Here is a 23,929-nt window from a genome sequence, read left to right on the forward strand (position 1 = left end):
ATCTAATGTTTCAAAAAGGTACATCTCTTTTTGCACTGTTTATCGCAGGTTTAATATACAATCACGCTGTAGCACAAGATAGTATAAAAGCCCCTTCTTTTGAAGCTCCTAAAATATATACTTTAGGGGATATAACTGTGACAGGAAAATTTAGCTTAAATCCACAAACGATAGTTACTTTTACAGGGCTTTCTAAAGGCCAAAAAATAGCAGTGCCAGGGGAAGAAATTTCTCATGCTCTTAAAAAGTTATGGGGTGTTGGTTTTTTTACTGATATCAACTTTTATGAAACATCTGTAGTAAACGACACTATTAATGTAGAACTTACACTTAATGAATTACCTCGTCTTAACGATGTTAAGATAAAAGGGTTTAAGAAAGCTAAATCAGAGGCTCTTATTAAAGAGGCTAAATTAAGTAAAGGTAAAATTGTGAATGACAACTTTTTGTCAACAACAAAGTATTTTTTACTAAACAAGTATAAGAAAGACGGATTCTATAATACAAAAGTGACACTAAATACTATTCCAAGTGATTCAACAGGAAGAAAGGTTGATTTAGTAGTAGGTGTAGATAAAGGTAAAAAGGTTCGTATTCAGGAGATTACGTTTAATGGTAATACTCAATTAGTTGATAAGAAATTAAAAAAAGCAATGAAGGAAACGAAAGAGCGTAGCCCTTTTAATCCATTGCGTATTTTTAAACCTTCTAAGTTTATAAAAGCTAAGTATGAAGAAGATTTAGGTAAGATAGTAGATAAGTATAAAGAGAGTGGTTATCGCGATGCACGTATTATCGCAGATACAACTAACTACAATCCTAAGACCAATAGAGTTAGTATTAATATTGATGTTACAGAAGGGAACAAGTATTATTTTGGTGATATTCGTTTTATCGGTAATACAGTATATACTAATAGCCAACTTAAGAGAGTATTAGGAATAGATAAAGGAGAAGTTTATAATGGTGTTTTATTAGATAAACGTATCCAAGATAAAACAGCTCCTGATGGATATGATATTACGAACTTGTATCAAAACAATGGTTATTTGTTCTCTAATATTAATCCAGTTGAGGTTAGAACAGCAAACGATACTTTAGATTTCGAAGTAAGAATTGTTGAAGGACCTATCGCTAAATTTAATAATATTACTGCATCTGGTAATGATAATACACATGATCACGTAATCCATAGAGAACTTAGAACACGTCCAGGTGAAACTTGGAATAAGGGATTGGTAATGGAAACAATGCGTAGATTAGGGCAGCTAAACATCTTTGATGCTCAGGCTATTGTTCCTGATGTGAAGAATGCAGATCCAGGAGCAGGTACGGTTGATATAGACTGGCAAGTAACAGAGAAGGGATCTAGTCAAGTTGAATTACAAGGAGGTTACGGTGGAGGAGGATTCATCGGAACTCTAGGGTTGTCATTTAATAACTTCTCTTTGAGAAATATTTTTAATAAGAAATCTTATAAACCTTTCCCTATGGGAGATGGGCAGTCTTTAGCTCTTCGTTTGCAAGGAAGTACTTATTATCAAACCTATAGTTTGAGTTTTTCTGAACCTTGGTTTAATGGACGTAAACCTATTAACTTCTTTGGTACTGTAGCTTATAGTACACAGAATCTATACGATTATGTAAATAGACGTACAGATAGAAGTAGAGGATTTGATATTACAACAATTCAGTTTGGTATCGCGAAACAATTAAATGTACCTGATGATAATTTTGTATTATCACATACATTAAGTTTCCAATATTATAACATGAAAAACTATAATACTGGATTATTTACATTCGGAGATGGAGAGTCTCGTAACTTAGCATATCAGATTGAATTGAGAAGAGATAATCGTGGTAATGACCCAATCTTCCCTACATTTGGTTCTTTCTTTAGTGTTAGTGGTAAGTTTACAGCTCCTTATTCGTTGTTTAATAATGTTGATTATAAAAATTTAGGTAACGAAGAAGCATATAAGTTACGCGCTAAAGATGGTGCAGTAGATCCTATTACTGGAACTAGTATTCCTGTAGGAACGTATTTAGACGAAAATTATAGACCTGTTAATAATTGGCAAGATGCTACAGCTGATGTAGGTAAGGTCGATCAAAAGAAATTTAACTGGCTAGAATATTATAAACTTAAATTTAAAGGAGATTGGTACACTACTATTTACGACAAGTTAGTGGTACGTGCATTAGGAGAATTTGGATTTATGGGAGCTTATAATAATGATCGCGGGGTTGTACCATTCGAAAGATTCTATGTTGGAGGTGACGGAATGGCAAACTATTCATTAGATGGACGTGAAGTAGTGCAGTTGAGAGGTTATAAAAATCAAACATTAACTCCATATAATGATAGAGGAGAACAAATAGGAGGTACTATTTACAATAAATTTACGTTAGAATTACGTTACCCTATTACATTAAAACCAAGTGCATCAGTTTATGTGTTAGCATTTGCTGAGGCTGGTAACTCTTTCGAGTCATTTAAAACATATAGCCCTTTTGAATTAAAGAGGTCTGCAGGATTCGGAGTCAGAGTATTTATGCCAATGTTTGGATTGTTAGGTATTGACTTTGGTTATGGATTTGACCCTGTAACTGGACAAGCTAAAAAGAATGGATTGGAAACACACTTCATTCTTGGACAATCGTTTTAATGTACTAGTTACATAATAAACATGATTTAGAATGAAAACGTATTTAGTATTTTTTTTTAGTATTTTTGGAGTAGTATTTTCCTTTGGACAAGGAGGAAGCGCTCGTGTAGCGTACATAGACATGGAGTATATTTTGAGTCAGACTCCGGAATACTTAGATGCTACTGGTCAGTTAGATGAAAGGGCTAATACGTGGAAAGGCGATGTAGATAAAAAGAAAGCTGAAATAAAAAAGCTAAAAGATAATTTAGCTGCTGAAAGAATTTTGTTGACACGTGAGCTGATTGATGAAAAAGAAGAAGAGATTACGATATTAGAAGATGAACTTTTTCAGTATCAACAAAAACGATTTGGTACGTCAGGGGATTTGATTACTCAAAAGATTATGTTGGCTAAGCCAATTCAGGATCAAGTTTTTGCTGTAGTAGAAGATATCGCTGAAGCTAGGAAGTTTGATTATGTATTAGATAAAAATACAGAATCTACTATGGTGATTGCTACTAAAAAGCATGACATTAGCGACCTAGTTTTACGTAGATTAGCTACTGCGCGTCGAAAGCAGGGAATGACAAAATCTGAAGCTAGGGCAGTAGAAGAGGAGGAGGAGAAGGAAGATGCAATGTCGTTAAGACAGATGAGACGTGAAGAGCAACAAAGACGTAAAGAAGAAGCTGAGAAGCAAATGCGTATTGAGGAGAAAAAGAGACAGGAGGAGCTGGCGAATGATGTAAACTATCAGAAAAAGCTTGAGCTAGAGCGTCAGAAAGAAGATATGCTAAAAGCGGAAAAAGAAAGAGCTGAACGTTTACAAAGAGAGCGTCAAGAAAAAATAGATGCACGCAATGAGCTTATTAGACAACGTAAAGAGGAGGCTGAATCTAAACGACTACAAAATCAGAGTGATACTAAAGCGAATGATAAAGTAGAAGCTCAAAAGGAACTTGTGAAGCAAAGAGAATTTGAAGCTGAAGAAAAACGCAAACAGAATCAGGAACGCAAGGATCAAATAGTAAAAGATCGAATCCAACAAATGGAAACTCAGAAAGCTGAATCTGATAGAATAAAAGCGGAAAGAGAACGTTTGTTGAAAGAAGATAGAGAACGTAAAAAACAGCAAGCCTTAGATCAGCAATCTAAAAAAACAACGATAGATGTTGAAAAACTTCTTGAAGAAAGAAGATTAGCTCAAGAGAAGAGAGATGCTGAACAACAACGCAAAAAAGAAGAGGCGTTAAAAAGAAGACAAGAATTGATAGAAGAATCTCTAAGAAAAGAAGAAGAGAGACGTCAAAGAATTCAAAAAGAACAAGAAGATAAAAGACAGTTAATTTTGCAGAAACAAGAAGAAGCAAAAAGACAAGCTGAAAAGGCTAAAAAACAATAGAATAACAATAAATATCAAATAAATCAAAAATCGAGAAAGATGAGAAAAATGAAATCTTTATTAATGGCAGCTGCATTGTTTTTTGGAGTTAGTACTACTGCTGTAATGGCTCAATCAAAAGTAGCACACGTTGACGCAAGAGCTTTAATGGCTGAATTACCAGCAATGAAAAATGCTCAAGCTGAATTAAAGAAAATCGGTGAAGGATATGAGAAAAACTTCTCAACTATGATGTCTGAATACCAAACTAAAATTCAGAAATATCAAGCTGAAGCTGCTACTGCTGGTGATGCTAAAAACGAAGAGAGAGCAAAAGAGATTGATCAGTTACAACAAAGAATCCAAGAGTTTCAAAATACAGCTCAACAAGATCTTCAAAAGAAAGAAGTTGAGTTAACTCAACCAATCTTAGAAAAAGCTTTAGCTGCAATCCAAAAAGTAGGAAAAGCTAAAGGATTTGAATTCGTATTAGATTCTTCAACAGGATCTGGTGTATTGTTAGCTAATGGTACTAACCTTATGGCTGATGTAAAGAAAGAATTAGGAGTTAACTAATTTTAGTTAAAAACGGATAAACATAAGTAAAACCACTCTGTAATAGAGTGGTTTTTTTATATTTGTATATGACTAAGAACAATCCTATAGGTTTATTTGACTCTGGTATTGGAGGAACAACTATCTGGCAAGAGATCAATCTTTTGATGCCTTGTGAAGATACTATTTTTATTGGGGATCAACGTTATGCTCCTTATGGAGTAAAATCTAAACAAGAGATTGTGGATCTCTCATTTAAAAATATTGATTACCTTCTTTCATTAAACTGTAAAATTATTGTTGTAGCATGTAATACAGCGACTACTAATGCAATTGTAGAAATGCGTGAGAAGTATGATATACCTATTATAGGAATCGAACCTGCAATTAAACCTGCTACAATCTTGACTAAAACTTCGAAAATAGGTATTCTAGCGACTAAAGGAACGATTACTAGCGACTTCTTTGCTTCTAAAGTAAAATTGTATCCTGATGTACAGATCATCGAGCAAATAGGCTATGATCTTGTCACCCTTATTGAGTCAGGTAAATTATATTCGGAAGAAATGAGATTGTTATTAACTAGTTATTTATTACCGATGGTTGATCAAGGTATAGATACGTTAGTATTAGGATGTACACATTATCCTTATCTTAAACCGATGATAGAAACGATTATTCCCAACGATATTAAAATTATCGATTCTGGAAGAGCAGTAGCTAAGCACACTAAAGAGATACTGGTAGAATTAGATCTACTATCTACTAAGACTGATGTGGGGTTAAATTATTTTTTTAGTAATACAGATATAGAAATATTAAAAACGTTTGTTCCTCAAACAGGTATTGTTGAGTATAGAGATTTCTAAGCAGTAACGATATTTAGAAGTTAAAGAGGCTAATAATCTTAGTTTATTATTCTCTTTTTTATTTAGTTGAGTTATGAAGATGTACTTAGTAAGATTAAAATACCGTTTATTAGTGCTTTATTCTTGTATTGAAATCTTTTTATAAAATAATTGAAAAAAAAAGAAAAATAGGAAAGTATAGAATGAGGTGCAGTGGTTAATCCTCATATAAGTACTGAAGGTGATTGCTAAGAATGACCTATTGGAAAATACAAATAAAAGAGGAAGTAGATGCTTCCTCTTTTTTTGTGTAGTCAATTGAAGGTTTTATATCTTTATTAAAACATCTTTTGAACCAAGGTTAATATTTTGATTTTCAGAGTGATTAAGTTTTAACGATATAGATATAGTAGTTAGTGTGCTATTCAATATATAACTAAGTGTTCGTAAATTAAATTTTTCGAAAAGTATCTGACAAGGAAAATAACTTCTTAAAAATAATGTTTTTTAGATATAGATTACCAGGTGTTTAAAGATTATATAATTAATTGTTTAGAGTATAAAGGTATACCGTGTTAATGTATGCATGCATAATTGTTTGTTTTTGTTAAATGATATGCGTGAAATTTCATTTATTTGCCTTTTATTTTAATAATAATTAAAAAGTAAGAATATGAATGTTAAAATTAGACTTAAATATTTGTAAAACTCAAAGAACTGTATATATTTGAAATAAACGAATTATAAAATAACAGTTAATTATGATAAGAAAAATATTATCACTGTCTCTACTTACTTTACTATCAACATCGGCTTTCGCAGGTGGATATAGAGTTGCAATGCAAGGGAATAAGCAACTTGCAATGGGACATACAGGAGTAGCGGTTATAAATAATGGAGCGGAATCTTTGTTCTTTAATCCCGCTGCATCTGTTTATTCAGAGAATAGGTTTAATTTTTCTGGTGGAGTTAGTTATTTAGTAGCAGATACAAAATTCCAGAATAAAACCTATGGATGGGAAAATGAAACACGTAATCCAGGAACACCTTTTTATCTTTATGGTAGTTATAAGGCAACAGATTGGATGACAGTTGGTCTAGCGGTATATTCACCTTATGGAAGTAAAGTGGAATGGGATAAAGACTGGCAAGGTTCTCATTTAGTTAATAATATCGATTTAAAGGCTATTTACGTTCAACCTACCATTGCGATTAAAGTTAGTAAACATTTCAGTTTTGGTGGGGGACCAATCTTCGTTAATGGAGGTGTGACTTTTAATAAAAACTTGTCTCGTAGTATGACCGATGAGCAAGGAAATAGAACAAATGTAACTGTAGAAGCTAAGAATGTAACAGCTTGGGGATGGACTGCAGGGTATTTAGTTAATGTAGACGATCATTTAAGATTAGGACTTAACTATCGTTCAAAAATCGTTATGGATGCTACGGATGGTAAATCTAAGTTTGATGCAGTACCAGGTTTTGGAACAAGTATCTTTAAAGATGGAAAGATTAAGGCGCAAATGCCTCTACCAGCCGAGTTGACTGTAGGAGCTTCTTATACTTGGAATAAATGGTTGTTTGCTTTTGATTATAATAGAACATTTTGGACAGCATATAAATCATTGGATATAGAATTCGTTGATAATATAGCTATTGGTACGTCTAAGAATCCACGTAATTATAAAGACTCTAGTACTTATCGTTTAGGAGTTCAGTATACTATGAATGAGCAGTTGACCTTAAGAGCGGGGTGGTATTTTGATGAAAGTCCTGTACAACAGGGGTATTTTGCACCAGAAACGCCGCGTAATGATTCACGTGCATACACTGGAGGATTAAGTTATAAATTTAAGAATGGTATAGGAATCGATTTATCATTTAGTTATTTACACTTCAGTGATACTAACAGTAGTTATGACTATTATATGGAAGATGGACAGAATGTGTCTTTTGGTGGAACATATAAATCTGCTGTAACAAGTGGGGGGATAGGAGTAAGCTATAGTTTTTAATTTAATTAAAGAGAAATCATGAAAAAAAGATATTTATTACTATTACCAGCAGTAGCTTTATTAGCTTCATGTGAACCATCTATAAAAGATGAGATAGACTCTGGCACGTATAGTGCTGGCGAGGCTGATTTTAGTTCATATGTGGCAGTTGGAAATTCACTTACTTCTGGATTTATGGATGGTACTGTATTTAAATCAGGTCAACAGAATTCATTTCCTAATATTTTAGCAGGTCAGTTTAAAGTTGTTGGAGGAGGAGAGTTTACTCAACCGTCTTATGAAGATGATGTTAATAATGTAGGAGGTCTATTATTTGGAGGTCAGGTTAATGCTGGTTTTCCTAGTAGAATGATTGTTAATATGATGCCAGGTGCTGATGGACAACCTTTAGGACCACAGAATATTAATAAAGCAGTAACAATAGAGGCGACTAAACAGCAGAAAAAAGCATATCACAATGCTGGTGTACCTGGGGCAAAAACATTTCATTTAACAGCGCCTGGATATGGTAGTTTAGCTGGATTATCAAATGGTACAGCTAACCCTTATTTTGTGCGTACAGCAACAGCTGATAATGCTACAGTATTAGGAGATGCGATGAGTCTTAAACCTACGTTTTTTACAAACTGGATAGGTGCAAATGATGTATTAGCTTATGCTACTTCAGGGGGAGAAGGAAAGGATCAAAATAAATTAGGTGGATTAGACCCTAGACAGTATGGCTCTAATGATATCACTCACGTAGGGGTGTTTAAAAATGTTTATGAAGGAATTACTACAACTCTAACTTCTCAAGGGGCAAAAGGTGTAGTAGCTACTATTCCGGATGTAACAGCAATTCCATTCTTTACCACTGTTCCTTATAATCCATTATCTCCTAAACTTATAGGAGAAGCGAATATTGATCAGCTAAATGGATTAATAGGAATGTTAAAACAAATCTTAGCTAAAGGAGGGCAAGGTGATAGACTTCAATTGATTTCTAAAACTTCAGCTAACCCTCTTTTAATTCAAGACAAGACATTAGCAGATATGTCTGCTTTATTAGAAGGAGGTTTAACTCAAGTAGTTAATGCTGGTTTGTTTCCAGTTAAGTTAACACCAGAACAAATTAAGTTTATCTCTATATCTTATGGACAAGCGAGACATGCTACTGCTAAAGATTTGATGTTACTAACAAGTAAAGCGCAAATAGGGGCAGCATTACCTCAGTCGACTGGTAATCCTGCAATGGATGCAATGTTGAAAAAAGGAGTTAGTTTTCCTATTAGTGATGCTTTTGTACTTAATCCTGTAGAACAAACTAATATTAAAGAGGCAACTGTGCAATTTAATTCTATTATCAAAGCGGTAGCAGCAAGCAAAGGTCTAGCTGTAGCAGATATGAATGATATCTTAAATAAGGCAGTTTCTGGACTTAGAGTAGAGGATGGTCAGATTTATACAGCGAATTACTTTCAAGGAATGGGGAATTTAAATACTGTTATGTTCTCGTTAGATGGAGTTCATTTAAATGCTAGAGGATATGCATTTATAGCTTCAGAGATTTTAAGAACAATTAATAAGCACTATAAAGCTACTATTCCATTAGTTAACCCAGCTGTTTATCCAGGACCTGAATTAGTGGTTGGTAATAAGTAAAAATCTCTTTAATTTTATAAAAAATTAAAATATGGGATTTATTGTAAGATTATTGATTACAACGGTACTAGTTGTATTGTTAGCTAACATTTTACCTGGTGTACATGTAGATAGTTATACTACGGGATTATGGGTAGCAGTGGCATTAGGGCTTTTAAATATGTTTTTAAAGCCAATATTAGTATTATTTACATTACCTGCGACTATTTTGACAATGGGACTGTTTTTACTAGTTATAAATGCGTGTATTATACAATTAGGAGCTTATTTTGTAAAGGGATTCATCGTAGATGGATTCTGGTACGCGATGTTGTTTAGTATTGTATTGACATTTTGTCAATCTATCGTAAATGGCTTTTTGCAAAAAGATGAGCCTAGAAGGGGATAAAAAAATTAATAGTTGAAATACAATTACTTAAAAAGTTGTTTGGGTTGTAAAAATAATATATTTTTGCAACCCAATTTTATATGTAAATACATCAAAAATGAATATCACAAGAAATAACGTAGATGCTCTTAATGCAATCGTAACTATCGAGCTTGCTAAAGAAGATTTCCAAGGAAATGTAGATAACGTTTTAACTAACTACAGAAAGAACGCAAACGTTCCAGGATTTAGAAAAGGTGCAGTTCCAATGAGTTTAATCGTAAAACAATATGGTAAAGCTGTATTGTTCGAAGAAGTAAACAAAATTTTACAAGAGAAATTAGGTAACTACCTTACAGAAGAGAAATTAGATATTTTAGGAAATCCATTACCAGTTGCTAGTGATATTAACTGGGATGCAGATGTATTAAAATTTGATTTTGAATTAGGATTAGCTCCTGAGTTTACTTTAGACTTAGAAGGTAAAAATAATATCAAAAAGTTCAAAGTTGTAGCTGATGACGCTATGCTAGATGAGCAAGTTGAGTTTATCCAAAAACAATATGGAAAAATGATCTCTAAAGAGTTAGTAGAAGAGACATCAGAAATGGTAGGTACTTTTACTAATGAAGAGGAGGGAATCAACAATGAAGTAAAAATCGCTGTAAGCGATATCAGAACTAAAACTAACCAAAAGAAATTTATTGGTAAAAAAGTAGGAGACCAAGTTACTGTAAGTACTAAAGGTTTATTCGAAGATGACCATAAGTTAATGGAAGTTTTAGCTATAGGACACGATAAAGTTCATGGATTAGAAGTTGATGTTGTATTTACTATCAATGAAATCAACGAAACTGAAAAAGCTGAATTAAACCAAGAATTATTCGACAAATTGTTTGGAGAAGGTGTTGTTACATCTGTAGAACAATTAAAAGAAAAAATCAAAGAAGATGCTGAAAAACAATTCACAAGCCAAGCTGATCAAAAGTTCTTAAACGATGTTTATGAGCATTTATTAGAAAGCGCTTCTTTCGAATTACCTGCTGCTTTCTTAACTAAATGGTTAATGGATGCTGGGGAAACTCCTATGACAGCTGATGAAGCTGCTGCAGAGTATGCTAAATCTGAAAAAGGTTTACGTTACCAATTAGTAGAAGGAAAAGTAATGTCTCAATATGATTTACAATTAGACTTCGCTGAGATCAAAGAATATACTACTAAATTAATCAAGGATCAGATGGCTCAATTCGGTCAACTAGAACCAGAAGCTAAAGTAGTAGAAGATATCGTAGCTAGAGTAATGACTAACCAAGATGAGGTAAGACGTATTTCTGAGCAAGTTATGAATGAAAAAGTTTTAACTTTATTCAATGAAAAAGTAAAAGCTGAAGTTAAAGAAGTTTCTTACAAAGATTTCGTTAAGGAAATGTACGGAGAATAATATCCGAAAAAAAATAAGTATATTTGAGCGTCTTTCTGTCATAAGAAAGACGCTTATTTTTTATTGAATATTAAACAAATTGAAAAAGAATATGGATTTTGGTAAAGAGTTTCAAAAGTTTGCTACTAAGCATCAAGGGATAAATAGCATGTACTATGATAAAATCGTAAGTAGCATGACTCCTTATATCATAGAAGAAAGACAAATGAATGTTGCATCTATGGATGTGTTTTCACGTCTTATGATGGATAGAATTATTTTTATGGGTACAGCTATTGATGATTATGTAGCTAATATTATTCAGGCACAGTTGTTATTCTTAGAAAGTGTAGATAATGAAAAAGATATTAGTATCTACGTTAACTCTCCTGGAGGAGGTGTGTATGCGGGATTAGGTATCTATGACACAATGCAATTAATCAAACCAGATGTAGCAACTATCTGTACAGGTATGGCTGCATCTATGGGGGCTGTTTTGTTATGTGCTGGAGCTGAAGGTAAACGTTCGGCATTACCACACTCTCGTGTAATGATTCACCAACCGTTAGGAGGGGCACAAGGACAAGCTTCAGATATCGAGATTACTGCTCGTGAAATAATGAAGTTAAAAACAGAATTATATGAAATAATTTCTAAACACTCTGGACAATCTATGGAGAAAGTACACCATGATAGTGACCGTGATTACTGGATGATTGCTCAGGAAGCTAAGGAGTATGGAATGATTGATGAGGTTTTAATTAGAAAATAATTTATGGCTAAAGAAGAAATGTCATGTTCATTCTGTGGACGTGCTAAATCTGATACTAATATTCTTATAGCAGGTATAGATGCTCATATCTGTGACAGATGTGTGGAACAGGCATATGGAATCGTGCTAGAGGAAGAGGAATCAAAACACTTAGGGGATCTTTCTAGTGATTTATTGCTTAAGAAACCAATGGAAATTCGAGATTTCCTAGATCAATATGTTATAGGACAGGATCAAACTAAAAAGGTTATGTCAGTAGCTGTATATAATCACTATAAGCGTCTTTTACAAGAGATGAATGACAGTGAACAAGATATCGAGATAGAGAAGAGTAATATCATTATGGTCGGACAGACAGGTACTGGTAAAACTTTAGTGGCTAAGACTATCGCTAGAATGCTTAATGTGCCTTTAGCTATCGTAGATGCAACTGTGTTAACAGAAGCAGGATATGTAGGGGAAGATGTAGAGGGTATTTTGACAAAGTTATTACAGGCTGCTGATTATGATGTAGAGAAAGCAGAGAGAGGGATTATCTTTATCGATGAGATAGATAAGATTGCTCGTAAGAGTGATAATCCATCTATAACACGTGATGTATCTGGTGAAGGTGTTCAACAGGCGTTATTAAAACTACTCGAAGGAAGCGTTGTGAATGTTCCACCTAAGGGAGGAAGAAAGCACCCAGATCAGAAGTTTATCGAAGTGAATACGAAGAATATTCTTTTCGTGGCAGGTGGAGCGTTTGATGGTATCGAGAGAATCATCTCTAAGCGTTTAAATATGCAAGCTGTAGGTTATAAGTCTACAGTAGAGGGAGAATTAGTAGATCGCACTAACTTAATGCAGTACATCATTCCTAAAGATATTAAAGATTTCGGGTTAATCCCTGAGATTATAGGAAGACTACCTGTATTAACACATATGGACCCGTTAGATAAAGTTACTTTACGTGCTATCTTAACAGAACCTAAAAATGCCTTGATTAAACAATATGAAAAATTGTTTGAGATGGATGGTATCAAGTTTACAATTACAGATGAAGCTTTAGACTACATTGTAGATAAAGCTCTTGAGTATAGACTTGGTGCACGTGGATTAAGATCATTATGTGAAGCTATTCTAACTGATGCTATGTATGAATTACCTAGTCAGGATGAAATAAAGGAACTTAATGTGGATAGAGACTATACTGTTCACGCATTAAATAAGAATTTACTGCAACGATTAGAAGTTGCATCATAAAGAAGAAAAGAGGCTGCCTAACAAGACAGCCTCTTTTTTATTGCATAAACTTCTTTTTCAAGTTCATATATTTTTTGAGTTGATTGGATGCTATTTTTTTCTGACTAATAAGGTATTCTAATTTGTTATCTAAGACATTGACCTCTAACATAAGATCTGAATATGATTTAAGTGCTGTTTTATCGCCGTAGAGTGCTTTTAGATATAATTCGTTGTATATATTAGCGTGTGTGTCGTAAATAGATAATATAGAGTCTATTTCGATTTGATATTCTTTGTTTTCTTTTGTCTTTTCAACAAGTGTAGCTTGCCCTTGATTGCAACCCGAAAATAATGTAAAAAAAACAGTTACTAATACGTAAATATACTTCTGCATAAATATTTTATAACTAATAAAAGAGCTAAGTTATAAGCTATTGTTGATAGTGTTTTACGGAAAACCTCATTTAGTGCATTTTTATGTTAAAATATTTATTGACAACTATGTACTAGGAGTCCATTCTTAATATGACAGACTTGAAGAAATAGGGTATTAGATGATTCCCATATCTTTTGCAATGCTGACTAAATGCGTTGTATTCTTCGCATTAAATGAAGCTCTAAGTTTACTTATTCTTTTCTCTATACTACTAGTACTTGATATAGTTAGGTCATCTTCTTTAAGTTTGATACTTATATCGCTTTGTGATAACCCTTCAGAAAGATACTTCAGGATAAGTAAATCTTCATCGTGTAAGATGTGCGCTGAAGGATTGTCCTTTACTTCTTTAATATCTGGAGATAGATAAAGAGGATTTCCTTCTTCACTTATATAAGTAATAGCAGAGAGTAATTCTTTTATACTATTTCTACCTTTACTGATATAAGCATTTACTTTTAAATGATCAATCAAATCAGTAACTTCAATATATCTATTCTCTATAGAGTAAACGATTATCTTAATGTCCGTATTGTGTTCGCGAACTATTTTAATCAGATCAGCACCTCCTTTTAGCTTTGTCTCTCTGTAATCTTCTACAAAAGAAAGATCAGAAATAATTAAATCAAACGGAGCGACATTCTTTTCTGCACCTTGTATTTTTAACCAAGCGTCGTCACAATACTTCGTACTGTATATTTCTGCTTTTGTGTTTTCGGATAAAGCTTTAACTATACCATCATTGATACTGTCATAATCTTCAACCACTAATATCTTTTTAAACATAGTTTTTCTTTGGTAATTGGATGTTGTATTTCACACCTAATTGGTTTTCGTGATCAAATATAAAAGCTCCTCCAATATTTGTAATACGGTTTTCCACATTTAGAAGCCCATTTTTAGATTTAATCTTCTCTTGTATGATTCCTACGCCGTTATCAGAGTAAAATATTTTAAAATAATTATTCTCTTCACTAAATTTAAACACCACAATAGTCGCCATACTGTGTTTTTTCATATTTACTAACAACTCTTGTATTACCCTATAGATTGTAATCTTTTGATTTTTATCTAGATGGTTAAAATCAAAGTTTTCTAGCCCTGTTATTATTACTTGACAGTCAGGAGTATTATACTCATTAAATAAGTTCGTTAAGTGAATAGAGAATGTTCCGTCAGTAGCTATAGAGCTATGCTGGAGTGATATGTTTCTCGCTTTTTTATAGATGCTTTCTAAGTCTGCCACTAGACGACTTCTAGTCTCAGAGGTGTCTAACGTGAAGTTTTGGGTATACGTCAGTGTATTAAATACATCATTAGCTAATTCATCGTGTATCTTCTTAGCAATCTTTGTTTCAGTAAGATAAGCCTGCTGTATTTTATCAAGGCGGTGTTTATATTTTATTTTTCTGTAGATAAAAGAGATAAGTACAGCGCCTAAAAGAAGTGAAGTGAAGGTAACTAGTAGTACATTATTACGTCTAGTGATCATTAGCTCACTATGCTGTAAGTCAAGCTTTAGTTTAATGTTTTCTTTTTCGTGTTGTTCGAAGTCATAACGAATTTTAGCGAATTGATTTTTCGCTTGCTGAATTTCTTTAGCGATTAGTTTAGACAATTCGATGTAATCAACGTAGTATTGAGTTGGTTTAGTAACACTAGATTTGATTAAGTATTCTAAGGCTGTAAGTCTATCTTTTTTGCTTTTAAAGTCTTTTGAAATTTGATATGCTTTTAGTGCATAATCTTGTGCAGATTGATAATCTTTGTTTAAGGTATAGTATTCAGATAAATTAATGTAACTTTTGTAGATATCATCTTGATTGACATTATCTAGTCTTATAACCAAGGCTTCTTTAAGTTCTTTTAAACCCTGTGTTTTATCTTGTAAATAGAGTGCTTTACCTAAGTTGTTTAAACTTCTTGCTTGTTCTTTTTTTAAGTCTTTAAAGGCATTAGAAGAAGTTATGTCTTTGAGTATAGTAATTGCTTTAGAATAATCTTTTAGATTTATATAAATCGTAGCTATATTGTTTTGTAAAATCGCTTTTTCAATAGTATTATTAGCTAGGTCTAATGAGTAGTTATAATATTTTAAAGCTAAATCAAAATCTTCTGTTTCAGCATAACTATGTGAAAGTAGATTATATAAGTAAACTTTAAAAGAATTATCCATATTATCTATGTTAGACAATTCTTTTGTGATAATTTCTTGTGCACTATTTGGATCACCAATGATCAAATATATTGTTGAAATTCTTAAGTTATTATATGTAACACTTTCTGTTTTAGTAAGTAGTTGAAATTGTTGATTGGATTTTAAATAGTAGTTATAAGCGCTGTCTAATTGATTTAATTGATAAAGACTATCAGCTTTTTGTTGATAGTTATATGCTCTGTCTGATTTCTTTAAATCAATCGCCTTAGTATCATTATTATCACAAGAGTATACTAAAAAGGAGAAAATAATTATCCATAAGAAATTCGAAGAATTAAAAGGGAGTAAAGTTCTTTTCATTCTTCGAATTTAGGATTTTTATTTGATGTCTAGGTTATTATTTTTTCGGAGGTTTAATAGGCGGATATCCCCAGTCGAGACTTTCTTGTTCGCTGTAGTTACTGTTTAAATGTTTGTTTATTTTGGGAGGTTTAATAGGTGGATATCCCCAATCAAGACTTTCCTGTTCATTGTAGTTACTATTTAAACGGTTGTTTATTTTGGGAGGTTTAATAGGCGGATATCCCCAATCGTGATCTACTTCTTGCTCATCGACTCCATTCGCTTTAACCTCTTTCTTTATCTGAAGTTGGTTATCATCTTTATCACAGCTTACCATTGATAAGGTGATTACGCCTAATAGCATAGCTACTTGTACTGATTTTTTCATCTTATTTATATATTATGTTAGATGCGAAAGGCAGTAATAGATGTTGAGGGAAGCGAGTTGTTTATCATGACATAAAATGGCTTCCTTGTTATTTTAATCTCACGAGTAAGCAACCCATATAAATGTTTCGTACTTTTGAAACATCACAACACATATCTGATTTTCGACAGGACAAAGGAATGCCGACTGGATGAGGTTAATGTGTTGTAATTCTGATGATTCCGATGATTCTGATAATTCCGTTTTACATTGAATTGTAATTATGACCATACTAACGAACGATGATTATATAGCATGTTTAAAAAAGCATATCGAAGCTGTTAAACATGCTCCTAAATACACTTTATTAATACCGCCCTCACCAGCACAAATAAGAGATTACTGTTTGAGGCTATGTCAAGGGAATACTCTTTCTAAGGATGACCTACAGGTGCTTAATACTTTTTTTAAGAGTCACGCTACTGATTTGGATGGGCTTAAAACTGTTATTCAAAACGTAGATATTGATAAGTGCAAACCGATACAGAACTTCTTAAACGGAAAGACGACAACAACTAAGAACCACGCTGTTATTGAGATGATGGCTGTAATGTATGACTATGAGTTACGTCCATATAATAAGTTTAGAAAAAGCGGTTTAGACATAGATGATGATAGTTTAGTAGAGGAGCCTATAGCACCCGCACCCCCTATTGTTGAGGAGAATAAAGAGACAGTAGAAGAAAAGACTATTGTAGAGGATACACCACCGCTTCAGTCGTTTACTGAACCTCAAACACCAATCACTACACCAGAAAAGAAAAAGTCGAAGAATAAGCTATTAGCGATAGTAGCTAGTATAGTCCTAATGATAGGAGGGGGAGTAGTAATTAGTAATACACTATCTACTGATAAATGTATGAAGTGGGAGGATGATAAATATGTGGCTTATGACTGTGGAGAAGCTACTATACAGAGCTTCGCAGGTACAAATAGTGAGCCTGTACCCTATGATAAAAGTGTATTAGAAAACTTTAAACAAATCACTGTTGACTGTAATACAGTCTTCTTTAAAAAGAATAAACCGCAAGTATGGTTTGTGAAAACAGGAGATAACCAACACGAGTACTTTAGTAGTCCCGGCACAGGAGTACATCCTACACTTGGTAAACCCTTAAAACCGATTACTCAGTATCATTTAAATAAATATATTTATCCTAGCTGTAAGTAATCAAAAAAGAGGTTAGATAGTAATAGTACTGTCTAGCCTCTTTTTATATAGATTCCGATTATTCTGATTGATTCAGATATATTTCTACCTATTCCTCCTCATTTCTAAAGGACGCATACCTGTAAATTCATAAAAGGTATTGCTAAAAGATCCCAACGTTACATATCCTACTGCATTCGCTATTTCGCTTACTGAGTGTTCCGTCTTCATCAGAAGTTCTATTGCTTTCACGATACGCAGTGTTTTTAAATATTGCAAGAAGGAGATTTGTAGTTCTGCCTGAAATAACCGTGATACAGAACGCTCACTCATATTAAACTTACTACTTATATCCGTTAAGGTTAATGGCAGTCCGAAGTGTACATCTAAGTAATCCGTAATTTTAATCATACGCGGATTATCACTAAACGGCAATTGTAATTGCATATTCTTATCTATAAATGTAGGTAAGATATTCTTTAACGCTTGTAAAAACACAAAATTAGGAGTATTCTGATCTACCATCTGATCGTGCCAACAGGCTGTATACCCAATCATCTCTATCAATAAATCTGATGCTCCATAGATACCTAATTTAGTATAAAAGGGATCTTTATCATCATCGAGTGTGTAATAATACAACGAATGTAAGACTGTAGCCGAATGGCTCAATCTCAATATATGAGGCACCTCTTTTGGGATCCAAAAGAAATATTTAGCAGGTACGACATAGGTGATACTATCTACAGTGACGTATGTAATACCTCCTTCCACATAGGTAAGTTGCCCTTTTTGGTGTTGGTGTAAGGGATATCGTTTGGTTGATTTTTCGTGTGTGATAAAGACACCGTCTTCATTACTGTCGATAAACTCTAAGGAATCGATGATTCTCATTGAGGACTTTAAAATTATTTAGTAAGCAAAAGTACAATGATTTTGTCTGTTTTGGATAAAAAGTTGACTATTTAAGAAGTACAAGGTATAACGTGCTCGCTCTACTTTTGTGCGATTTTAAAAACCACTTATGAAACTGGGAAAATTCCACCTCTTAGCTGTACTCACCAGCTGTATTACATCAGGTTATTGCCAGCGTGTGTCACCTTCTATTTCACAGATGGATACACTGTCTATAACACTTAATGAAGTTTGGCAACAGACAGACTTGAATAGTAAAAGGGGATTGATTCAAAATAAAGAGCAAGAGATTCGACGTGAGAATACGAAAGATGCTGAGATAGGGAGATACCCTGTGTTTAATGCTTTTGGTCGTGCTGAGAAAGCAAGTAATATCCCTGTCTATACCGATGGGTTATTTCATAAGCCAGAACAACACGATGTTATCCATACTCTTTATAATACTGGGGTATCTATGTATCTGAATCTGTATAGTGGCAATCGTCAGAATCTTGAAATAGAAGAACGCAAGACGCTTGAGAATAAAGCAAGTATTATGGCGAATATGACAAAGTCAGAGGTACGCCTTGAAGCTATTAGAAGTTATTTAGCATTAGCGAGATTGGCTAAGTTTAAGAAAGTCATCACTTCTGATATCACAGATCACAAGGAGCAGTTGGAAGAAATAGAACATCTGTATAAGAATGGTGTGGTGCTTAAGAGTGATGTGCTACGTGCTACAATGGAGATTTCGAAAAGAGAAATGACCTTGGTACAGATTAACAATGATATGTTGATCGAGAACCAGAAGCTTGTCTTGCTAATGGGGTATAAGGATACAGATTTTATTAAAACACAGGATTCTTTTGACGATATGGCTACAGTAGAGCCTTATGAAACATCATTAGAGATTGCCTTAGAGCACGGGTTTAAACATCTGTTGTCAGAAGAAGATTTGGCACTAAGTGAAATAGAGCAGAAAAAGGTAAAAGCGAATACCAAGCCGAGTATCGGATTAATCGGAAACTTCACAATGGCGAACCCGCAGATATTTCTTTATCCCTATAACCCAAGTTGGTATAGCTTAGGGACGATAGGGGTGCAAGTGTCTTTCCCAATCTCTAATCTCTATCACAATGTACACAAAGTCCGCAGTCGTGCCTTAGAACACGAAAAAGAAGAGTTACAACATAAAAATGTGCAAGACCAAATAAAACAAGAGGTTCAACAGGCTTATTTGCGCTATCAAGAGTCGTTCGTGCAGATAGAAGTTTGTACTAAGAATAAGATACAAGCAGCTGAGAATGCACGGATTATTAAAAGTACATATTTCAATAAGATATCGCTACTCACCGATTTATTGGATGCAGATGTACAACACTTACAAACACAGTTCGAAATAGAAGCTGCAAAATTAGACAACATATATAAATACTATACTCTTCAACTCGCTAAAGGCTTATTATAATGGATATTAAAACTCGTATCAAAATTACTGACCGCCTAATCACACGTATTACGCGCTATCTTGCCTTACTAATTATTTTTGTTGGAAGTATTTGGGGAATTCGCACACTATGGATTTATTTGAAATATGAACAAACCAATGATGCACAGGTGCAAGAGTATATTAATCCTGTTATCTCTCGTGTAGGTGGGTATTTGACAGAAGTGCGTTTTGAAGAAAACCAAATCGTAAATAAAGGGGATACTCTATTAATCGTAGACAATAGAGAATATACCTATGATCAAGCGGCTACTTCTGCCGAAATCGCAAAGCAGTATGCACAAGTCAAAGAGCTTGAAGCTCGTCAATATACGCTATCTCAATCTGCAGCGGCTGCCAAAAGTCAAATACAAGGACGTGAATCTAAGTATCGTCAGCAAGAGTTAGATTACAACAGATATAAGAAATTATATGAGGCTGATGCGGCTACAGCGCAAATGCTAGAAGAGAAACAAGCTCAGTTAAACATTGGGAAGAGTGATTATAAAAGTAGTGTAGAGAATGCGAGAGCTGCCACAGCAGGTATAGCGGATCTTGAAGCTCAAAAAAACGTAGTGGCAAAAGAAATAGCACGCCTACAAGAATTAGAAAAATACAAGAACCTCAATGTAGGTTATACTGTAATCACTGCCCCGTATCGCGGGAGAATGGGGAAACGCAGTATTGACTTGGGGCAAATGATTTCGGTAGGGCAAGTGCTGACGTATATCGTAAATGATGAAACACCTAAGTGGATTATTGCCAACTTTAAAGAAACACAGATTCGCAATATTCACGTGGGTAATGAAGTAGATGTAGTGGTAGATGCGTATCCTGATACCAAGTTTATCGGTAAGGTTATTTCTATTGCACCGGCTACAGGATCGAGCTTCTCTCTATTACCACCGGATAATGCCACAGGTAACTTTGTGAAAATCGTACAGCGTATCCCAGTTCGTATAGAGATTACATCTCCTACCGAATCAGAAGAGTTATTAAAAGCAGGGATGAATGTCAATGCCTTTATCGCTAAAAAACAAACTAATGCAAAATAACGAAGCCTCTCAGTTATTCGTTGATTGGATTCCAGAGTGGATGATACATGTCATTCTTTTTGTACTTTTAATGCCGAGTATCGTCCTTTTTTTCCTGCCTGCTGCTAATGCTACAGCAGCGACAGGGTACTTTGGGTGTGATCCACGAGACATACAGTTTTCCGTATCGCTACTCTATGCAGGCTTTGTGGCGTTCTATAGTTTAGAACGTCGTTTCTTTACATTCTTAGCGACGAAAGAATACTTTATTATCTTTAATGTATTGCAAATCATAGGGTGTATTGTCTTGTATAATGTGCAGGCACTCTGTATTGTATTTCCTATCCGTTTTTTGCAAGGGATGTTGTTTGCCAGTACCGTTAATCTGTCTATTTCGACACTATATGCCCGCCTTGAGAGTTCAAAAGCGCGAGAGATTAGTTTCTCTTGTTTCTATGGGATCTTAATCTGTGCTACCCCTTTTAACCAATTGATTACTTCAGATTTAGTAGATCAGTATGACTATTCCTTTTTGTATAAAGTAGCCTCGTTCTCTTTTATACCAGGGTTAATACTCATTATGCTGACAATGCGCTTCGTCCGTCTAAATCGCAAGTTGCCATTGTATAGCTTAGATTGGGAGAGCTTTGTGTTGTTTTCTGTAGCGGTAGTGCTGTTTGGTTATATCACTATTTATGGGCAACAGTATTATTGGTTTGAAGATAGTGATATCCGATTAGCAGGCTTAGGGATATTGGTTACACTTGCTGTATTTATATGGCGTCAGAAATATTTGAAGCGGCCTTATATCAATTGGCATGTATGGAAGTATCGCAACTTTAAGATAGGACTGTTCCTACTATTCATCTTATATATCTGTCGTTTTGCCTCAGGGATTACGAATGTACATTTTGTCAATTCACTTCGCTTAGACCCCAGACACCTCTCTTACCTTAATGTGTTTAATCTAATAGGGCTTGTTTTAGGAGTAATCATTGCGTGTGTGTGGCTAATCAAACGTCGCCCTATTCGCTTTATATGGAGTTTAGGCTTTATCTGTTTGTTCTTATTTCACATCGGAATGTATATGCAGTTTGCACCTACTGCTAATCCAGATGATTACTACGCTTTGTTGTTTTGTCAGGGGATAGGTGTGGGCTTACTGATGGTACCGACTATTATCTACTGCGTGGCATCTGTACCTGTATCTCTTGGAGCATCTGCTGCGGCAGTGTGTTTAGGAGTGCGCTATTTCGGATATACATGTAGTATTGCGATTATGAATTATTATAATCTATATAGCTCTAAGCAACATTTAAATCGCTTTGCAGATTACCTAAATTGGTCTAACCCCATCTTGCAAGGTAAGCTCGTTCAGAATGCCGCAAAGCTACAGAGCAGGGGATTATTACACACACCAGCGGAGAAAGCCAGTGAGAAGATGTTATTATCTGACCTCGGCAAACAAATAGAGCTGAGGTACGCGATGGACTACTTCGAGATACTGAGTTGGCTATTATTAATAATCGTCATCTTAGTGATCTTCACTCCCTATTTAAGTAAAACGTGGGTTTACTTAAAATCAAGAACCGTATCGCCTTTTTAGTTTTTATATTTTCTTTCTTTAGCAGCAGGGTATGCAGATGCTCTGCTGCTTTTTTAAAGTTCACTCCAAAAAAAAATCCTAAGCGTTAACTTACGATTTTCTTGTACTCCCTAGGGGACAAATATCGAACAATTTTATTGAAGATGTCGAACGTTTTCAGGAATTGTTTCAAGAATGAGACAAAATAAAAAACCTACATCTAAAATCAAGATGTAGGTTTTTTATTTTATCATGAGAGAAAGAGGGGTTGCCTCTTTTACTCTCTATGCTTTTTAAATTGTGTTGAGCACCTTATTCGGAAAGGTTTAAACTGTGGTTGAAATCCTTTGCTTATGAAGCATAATATACTATTTAATAATTGATTTGGTGATAAAAGAGAATTTTAGGTTTATCTCTAAAATGTGTATTTCATCAATATAGTGTTAGCAGAAATTAATTTTCTTTTTCAACTTGATTAGACCACTTTTTTATTAAATAATCCTCATCACATTCACCTAAATCCCAAACAAAATTCGAATTATTTTCTCCAAAATTCTGGGTATGATAATAATTAGCCATTGTTGAGTTGAGTTTATTTTTATGTACTCTATGTGTTGATACACTTGTTAAAACAAGATGTTTATCAACAATGTCTGGGCGTAAAACTAAATTCTGTCCTTGGTAGCCTGTTTGTACACTAGGATATAGAATACCTGGATAATCTCCTTCAGTCATTAGTAAATCGGCATAGGCTACTGCAATTTTATAGTCATGATGAGAACGAATTTTTCTTGCGAATTCTTGACTAAATAATTGTAATTGTCTTAAAGCTAATTCTCGCATTGGTTCTATCATTAAATCGTTGTAGTATTTCCGAAAAGATGCTTCTATTTGTGGATTAGCCGTAATAGCTTCTTCACTAAAAACAATTTCAGGAACAATAAGTTCTTGATTAGTTTTCCATCTACTTAAAGTAAATAATTCTCCTTCCAGATTTACAGATTCGGTGTCTCTAAGTAAAGTCGAAGTTTCTGCATAAGCAGTCATTCTGTTCTCTCTTATTTTTTCACTCATTAGTGCTCCATAAAAAAGTGGTTGATGTGGTTTATTAGCTCTACCAAATTCTGTTAGATGTGTATTAATAACTTCTTCATCTGTAATATATGAAAGCTCATTTTCTGAAGTAAAGAATGGTTTGCCATTGTTTAGTCTTACTCTATCAATCATTGCATTTTTATGTAGTTTAGCCAATGCGATTGGAATGTGTCTAATAGACTCTTTAATTAGTGTCTTAATATCTTCATATTCAATTTCTTCTAGACGATCTCTATAAGCTATAATTTCTTTTAGCGCTTTTTCTTGTGTAGACATAGATTGATATCATTATTGTTAAGTATGACTAGGCTTTGCAAAAGAGGGTAAATTGAGAATAAAAATTTCAATTTAAAACCACAAAAAGTAAAAGTCTTTTAATTGGTTAATTTTAAGAAAAAAATTAATATAATGAACTTTTACATAAAATATATTTAACTACTAT

Annotated in this window: 20 protein-coding genes; 14 read left to right on the top strand and 6 right to left on the bottom strand. The window is 33.9% G+C overall.

Features of this window, described 5'->3' with window-relative positions; translation table 11 throughout:
• Positions 1-5: 5 nt before the first annotated feature.
• The 10 genes from LNQ81_RS08305 (at position 6) to clpX (ending at position 12,898) form a co-directional block, all read left to right on the top strand.
• On the top strand, positions 6-2,672 hold the full coding sequence (locus LNQ81_RS08305) for a BamA/OMP85 family outer membrane protein (protein WP_229945836.1): 2,667 nt from the start codon (positions 6-8) through the stop codon (positions 2,670-2,672).
• 31 nt (positions 2,673-2,703) lie between these two features.
• Positions 2,704-4,056 (top strand): OmpH family outer membrane protein, encoded by a 1,353-nt coding sequence (locus LNQ81_RS08310; protein WP_229945837.1) that lies wholly within the window; start codon positions 2,704-2,706, stop codon positions 4,054-4,056.
• 39 nt (positions 4,057-4,095) lie between these two features.
• Positions 4,096-4,611, top strand: a complete 516-nt coding sequence (locus LNQ81_RS08315) for an OmpH/Skp family outer membrane protein (protein ID WP_229945839.1) — start codon at positions 4,096-4,098, stop codon at positions 4,609-4,611.
• 68 nt (positions 4,612-4,679) lie between these two features.
• Positions 4,680-5,459 (top strand): glutamate racemase, encoded by a 780-nt coding sequence (murI, locus tag LNQ81_RS08320; RefSeq protein ID WP_229945841.1) that lies wholly within the window; start codon positions 4,680-4,682, stop codon positions 5,457-5,459.
• Positions 5,460-6,199: 740 nt separating this feature from the next.
• Entirely contained in the window at positions 6,200-7,453 is a 1,254-nt protein-coding gene (locus tag LNQ81_RS08325) for an OmpP1/FadL family transporter (protein ID WP_229945842.1), read from the top strand.
• Between the two features lie 18 nt (positions 7,454-7,471).
• Entirely contained in the window at positions 7,472-9,094 is a 1,623-nt protein-coding gene (locus LNQ81_RS08330; protein ID WP_229945844.1) for an SGNH/GDSL hydrolase family protein, read from the top strand.
• Between the two features lie 31 nt (positions 9,095-9,125).
• A complete protein-coding gene (locus LNQ81_RS08335) occupies positions 9,126-9,482 on the top strand; it encodes a phage holin family protein (RefSeq protein WP_229945845.1) in 357 nt (118 codons plus the stop codon).
• A gap of 97 nt (positions 9,483-9,579) precedes the next feature.
• A complete protein-coding gene (tig, locus tag LNQ81_RS08340) occupies positions 9,580-10,902 on the top strand; it encodes a trigger factor (protein ID WP_229945847.1) in 1,323 nt (440 codons plus the stop codon).
• A 91-nt stretch (positions 10,903-10,993) separates the two neighbouring features.
• A complete protein-coding gene (gene clpP, locus LNQ81_RS08345) occupies positions 10,994-11,653 on the top strand; it encodes an ATP-dependent Clp endopeptidase proteolytic subunit ClpP (RefSeq protein ID WP_121964890.1) in 660 nt (219 codons plus the stop codon).
• Between the two features lie 3 nt (positions 11,654-11,656).
• Positions 11,657-12,898, top strand: coding sequence for an ATP-dependent Clp protease ATP-binding subunit ClpX (gene clpX / locus LNQ81_RS08350; protein ID WP_229945848.1), 1,242 nt, complete (start codon positions 11,657-11,659; stop codon positions 12,896-12,898).
• Between the two features lie 37 nt (positions 12,899-12,935).
• On the opposite strand, the gene LNQ81_RS08355 is transcribed toward clpX, so the two are convergent.
• From LNQ81_RS08355 to LNQ81_RS08370, 4 genes are all read right to left on the bottom strand, one after another.
• A complete protein-coding gene (locus LNQ81_RS08355) occupies positions 12,936-13,274 on the bottom strand; it encodes a hypothetical protein (protein ID WP_229945850.1) in 339 nt (112 codons plus the stop codon).
• 156 nt (positions 13,275-13,430) lie between these two features.
• Entirely contained in the window at positions 13,431-14,102 is a 672-nt protein-coding gene (locus LNQ81_RS08360) for a response regulator transcription factor (protein ID WP_229945851.1), read from the bottom strand.
• Positions 14,095-15,834 carry a tetratricopeptide repeat-containing sensor histidine kinase gene (locus tag LNQ81_RS08365; protein ID WP_229945855.1) on the bottom strand — a complete coding sequence of 580 codons (1,740 nt, stop codon included), beginning with the start codon at positions 15,832-15,834 and terminating at the stop codon, positions 14,095-14,097. Before LNQ81_RS08365 ends, LNQ81_RS08360 begins: the two co-directional genes overlap by 8 nt.
• 37 nt (positions 15,835-15,871) lie before the next feature.
• Positions 15,872-16,204 carry a hypothetical protein gene (locus LNQ81_RS08370; protein ID WP_229945857.1) on the bottom strand — a complete coding sequence of 111 codons (333 nt, stop codon included), beginning with the start codon at positions 16,202-16,204 and terminating at the stop codon, positions 15,872-15,874.
• Positions 16,205-16,466: 262 nt separating this feature from the next.
• Between LNQ81_RS08370 and LNQ81_RS08375 the strand changes: the two genes are divergently transcribed.
• The gene (locus tag LNQ81_RS08375; protein ID WP_229945858.1) at positions 16,467-17,414 is read left to right on the top strand and encodes a hypothetical protein; all 948 of its coding nucleotides are present in this window, start codon (positions 16,467-16,469) and stop codon (positions 17,412-17,414) included.
• Between the two features lie 84 nt (positions 17,415-17,498).
• On the opposite strand, the gene LNQ81_RS08380 is transcribed toward LNQ81_RS08375, so the two are convergent.
• Entirely contained in the window at positions 17,499-18,287 is a 789-nt protein-coding gene (locus LNQ81_RS08380; RefSeq protein WP_229945860.1) for an AraC family transcriptional regulator, read from the bottom strand.
• A gap of 130 nt (positions 18,288-18,417) precedes the next feature.
• Between LNQ81_RS08380 and LNQ81_RS08385 the strand changes: the two genes are divergently transcribed.
• Genes LNQ81_RS08385 through LNQ81_RS08395 form a run of 3 tightly spaced genes read left to right on the top strand, consistent with a single transcriptional unit; the run spans position 18,418 to position 22,413 of the window.
• Entirely contained in the window at positions 18,418-19,755 is a 1,338-nt protein-coding gene (locus LNQ81_RS08385) for a TolC family protein (RefSeq protein ID WP_229945861.1), read from the top strand.
• Positions 19,755-20,828 carry an HlyD family secretion protein gene (locus LNQ81_RS08390; RefSeq protein WP_229945863.1) on the top strand — a complete coding sequence of 358 codons (1,074 nt, stop codon included), beginning with the start codon at positions 19,755-19,757 and terminating at the stop codon, positions 20,826-20,828. The genes LNQ81_RS08385 and LNQ81_RS08390 overlap by 1 nt, the downstream gene beginning before the upstream one ends.
• Positions 20,818-22,413, top strand: a complete 1,596-nt coding sequence (locus LNQ81_RS08395; protein WP_229945865.1) for an MFS transporter — start codon at positions 20,818-20,820, stop codon at positions 22,411-22,413. Before LNQ81_RS08390 ends, LNQ81_RS08395 begins: the two co-directional genes overlap by 11 nt.
• A gap of 432 nt (positions 22,414-22,845) precedes the next feature.
• Here the strand turns inward: LNQ81_RS08395 and LNQ81_RS08400 are convergent, their stop codons facing one another.
• Positions 22,846-23,763, bottom strand: a complete 918-nt coding sequence (locus LNQ81_RS08400) for an RES domain-containing protein (RefSeq protein ID WP_229945867.1) — start codon at positions 23,761-23,763, stop codon at positions 22,846-22,848.
• Between the last annotated feature and the right edge of the window lie 166 nt (positions 23,764-23,929).

Origin of the sequence: Myroides oncorhynchi (genome assembly GCF_020905415.1) — a bacterium.
Classification (GTDB): Bacteria; Bacteroidota; Bacteroidia; order Flavobacteriales; family Flavobacteriaceae; genus Flavobacterium; species Flavobacterium oncorhynchi_A.

What these genes read in the sequence shown, in the direction of transcription:
- murI (WP_229945841.1), top strand. Translation starts at nt 4,680, where the DNA reads ATGACTAAGAACAATCCTATAGGTTTATTTGACTCTGGTATTGGAGGA.
- LNQ81_RS08355 (WP_229945850.1), bottom strand. Translation starts at nt 13,274, where the DNA reads ATGCAGAAGTATATTTACGTATTAGTAACTGTTTTTTTTACATTATTT.
- LNQ81_RS08315 (WP_229945839.1), top strand. Translation starts at nt 4,096, where the DNA reads ATGAGAAAAATGAAATCTTTATTAATGGCAGCTGCATTGTTTTTTGGA.
- tig (WP_229945847.1), top strand. Translation starts at nt 9,580, where the DNA reads ATGAATATCACAAGAAATAACGTAGATGCTCTTAATGCAATCGTAACT.
- LNQ81_RS08390 (WP_229945863.1), top strand. Translation starts at nt 19,755, where the DNA reads ATGGATATTAAAACTCGTATCAAAATTACTGACCGCCTAATCACACGT.
- LNQ81_RS08365 (WP_229945855.1), bottom strand. Translation starts at nt 15,834, where the DNA reads ATGAAAAGAACTTTACTCCCTTTTAATTCTTCGAATTTCTTATGGATA.
- LNQ81_RS08310 (WP_229945837.1), top strand. Translation starts at nt 2,704, where the DNA reads ATGAAAACGTATTTAGTATTTTTTTTTAGTATTTTTGGAGTAGTATTT.
- LNQ81_RS08380 (WP_229945860.1), bottom strand. Translation starts at nt 18,287, where the DNA reads ATGAGAATCATCGATTCCTTAGAGTTTATCGACAGTAATGAAGACGGT.
- LNQ81_RS08305 (WP_229945836.1), top strand. Translation starts at nt 6, where the DNA reads ATGTTTCAAAAAGGTACATCTCTTTTTGCACTGTTTATCGCAGGTTTA.
- LNQ81_RS08400 (WP_229945867.1), bottom strand. Translation starts at nt 23,763, where the DNA reads ATGTCTACACAAGAAAAAGCGCTAAAAGAAATTATAGCTTATAGAGAT.
- LNQ81_RS08360 (WP_229945851.1), bottom strand. Translation starts at nt 14,102, where the DNA reads ATGTTTAAAAAGATATTAGTGGTTGAAGATTATGACAGTATCAATGAT.
- LNQ81_RS08370 (WP_229945857.1), bottom strand. Translation starts at nt 16,204, where the DNA reads ATGAAAAAATCAGTACAAGTAGCTATGCTATTAGGCGTAATCACCTTA.
- LNQ81_RS08325 (WP_229945842.1), top strand. Translation starts at nt 6,200, where the DNA reads ATGATAAGAAAAATATTATCACTGTCTCTACTTACTTTACTATCAACA.
- LNQ81_RS08395 (WP_229945865.1), top strand. Translation starts at nt 20,818, where the DNA reads ATGCAAAATAACGAAGCCTCTCAGTTATTCGTTGATTGGATTCCAGAG.
- LNQ81_RS08335 (WP_229945845.1), top strand. Translation starts at nt 9,126, where the DNA reads ATGGGATTTATTGTAAGATTATTGATTACAACGGTACTAGTTGTATTG.
- clpP (WP_121964890.1), top strand. Translation starts at nt 10,994, where the DNA reads ATGGATTTTGGTAAAGAGTTTCAAAAGTTTGCTACTAAGCATCAAGGG.
- clpX (WP_229945848.1), top strand. Translation starts at nt 11,657, where the DNA reads ATGGCTAAAGAAGAAATGTCATGTTCATTCTGTGGACGTGCTAAATCT.
- LNQ81_RS08330 (WP_229945844.1), top strand. Translation starts at nt 7,472, where the DNA reads ATGAAAAAAAGATATTTATTACTATTACCAGCAGTAGCTTTATTAGCT.
- LNQ81_RS08375 (WP_229945858.1), top strand. Translation starts at nt 16,467, where the DNA reads ATGACCATACTAACGAACGATGATTATATAGCATGTTTAAAAAAGCAT.
- LNQ81_RS08385 (WP_229945861.1), top strand. Translation starts at nt 18,418, where the DNA reads ATGAAACTGGGAAAATTCCACCTCTTAGCTGTACTCACCAGCTGTATT.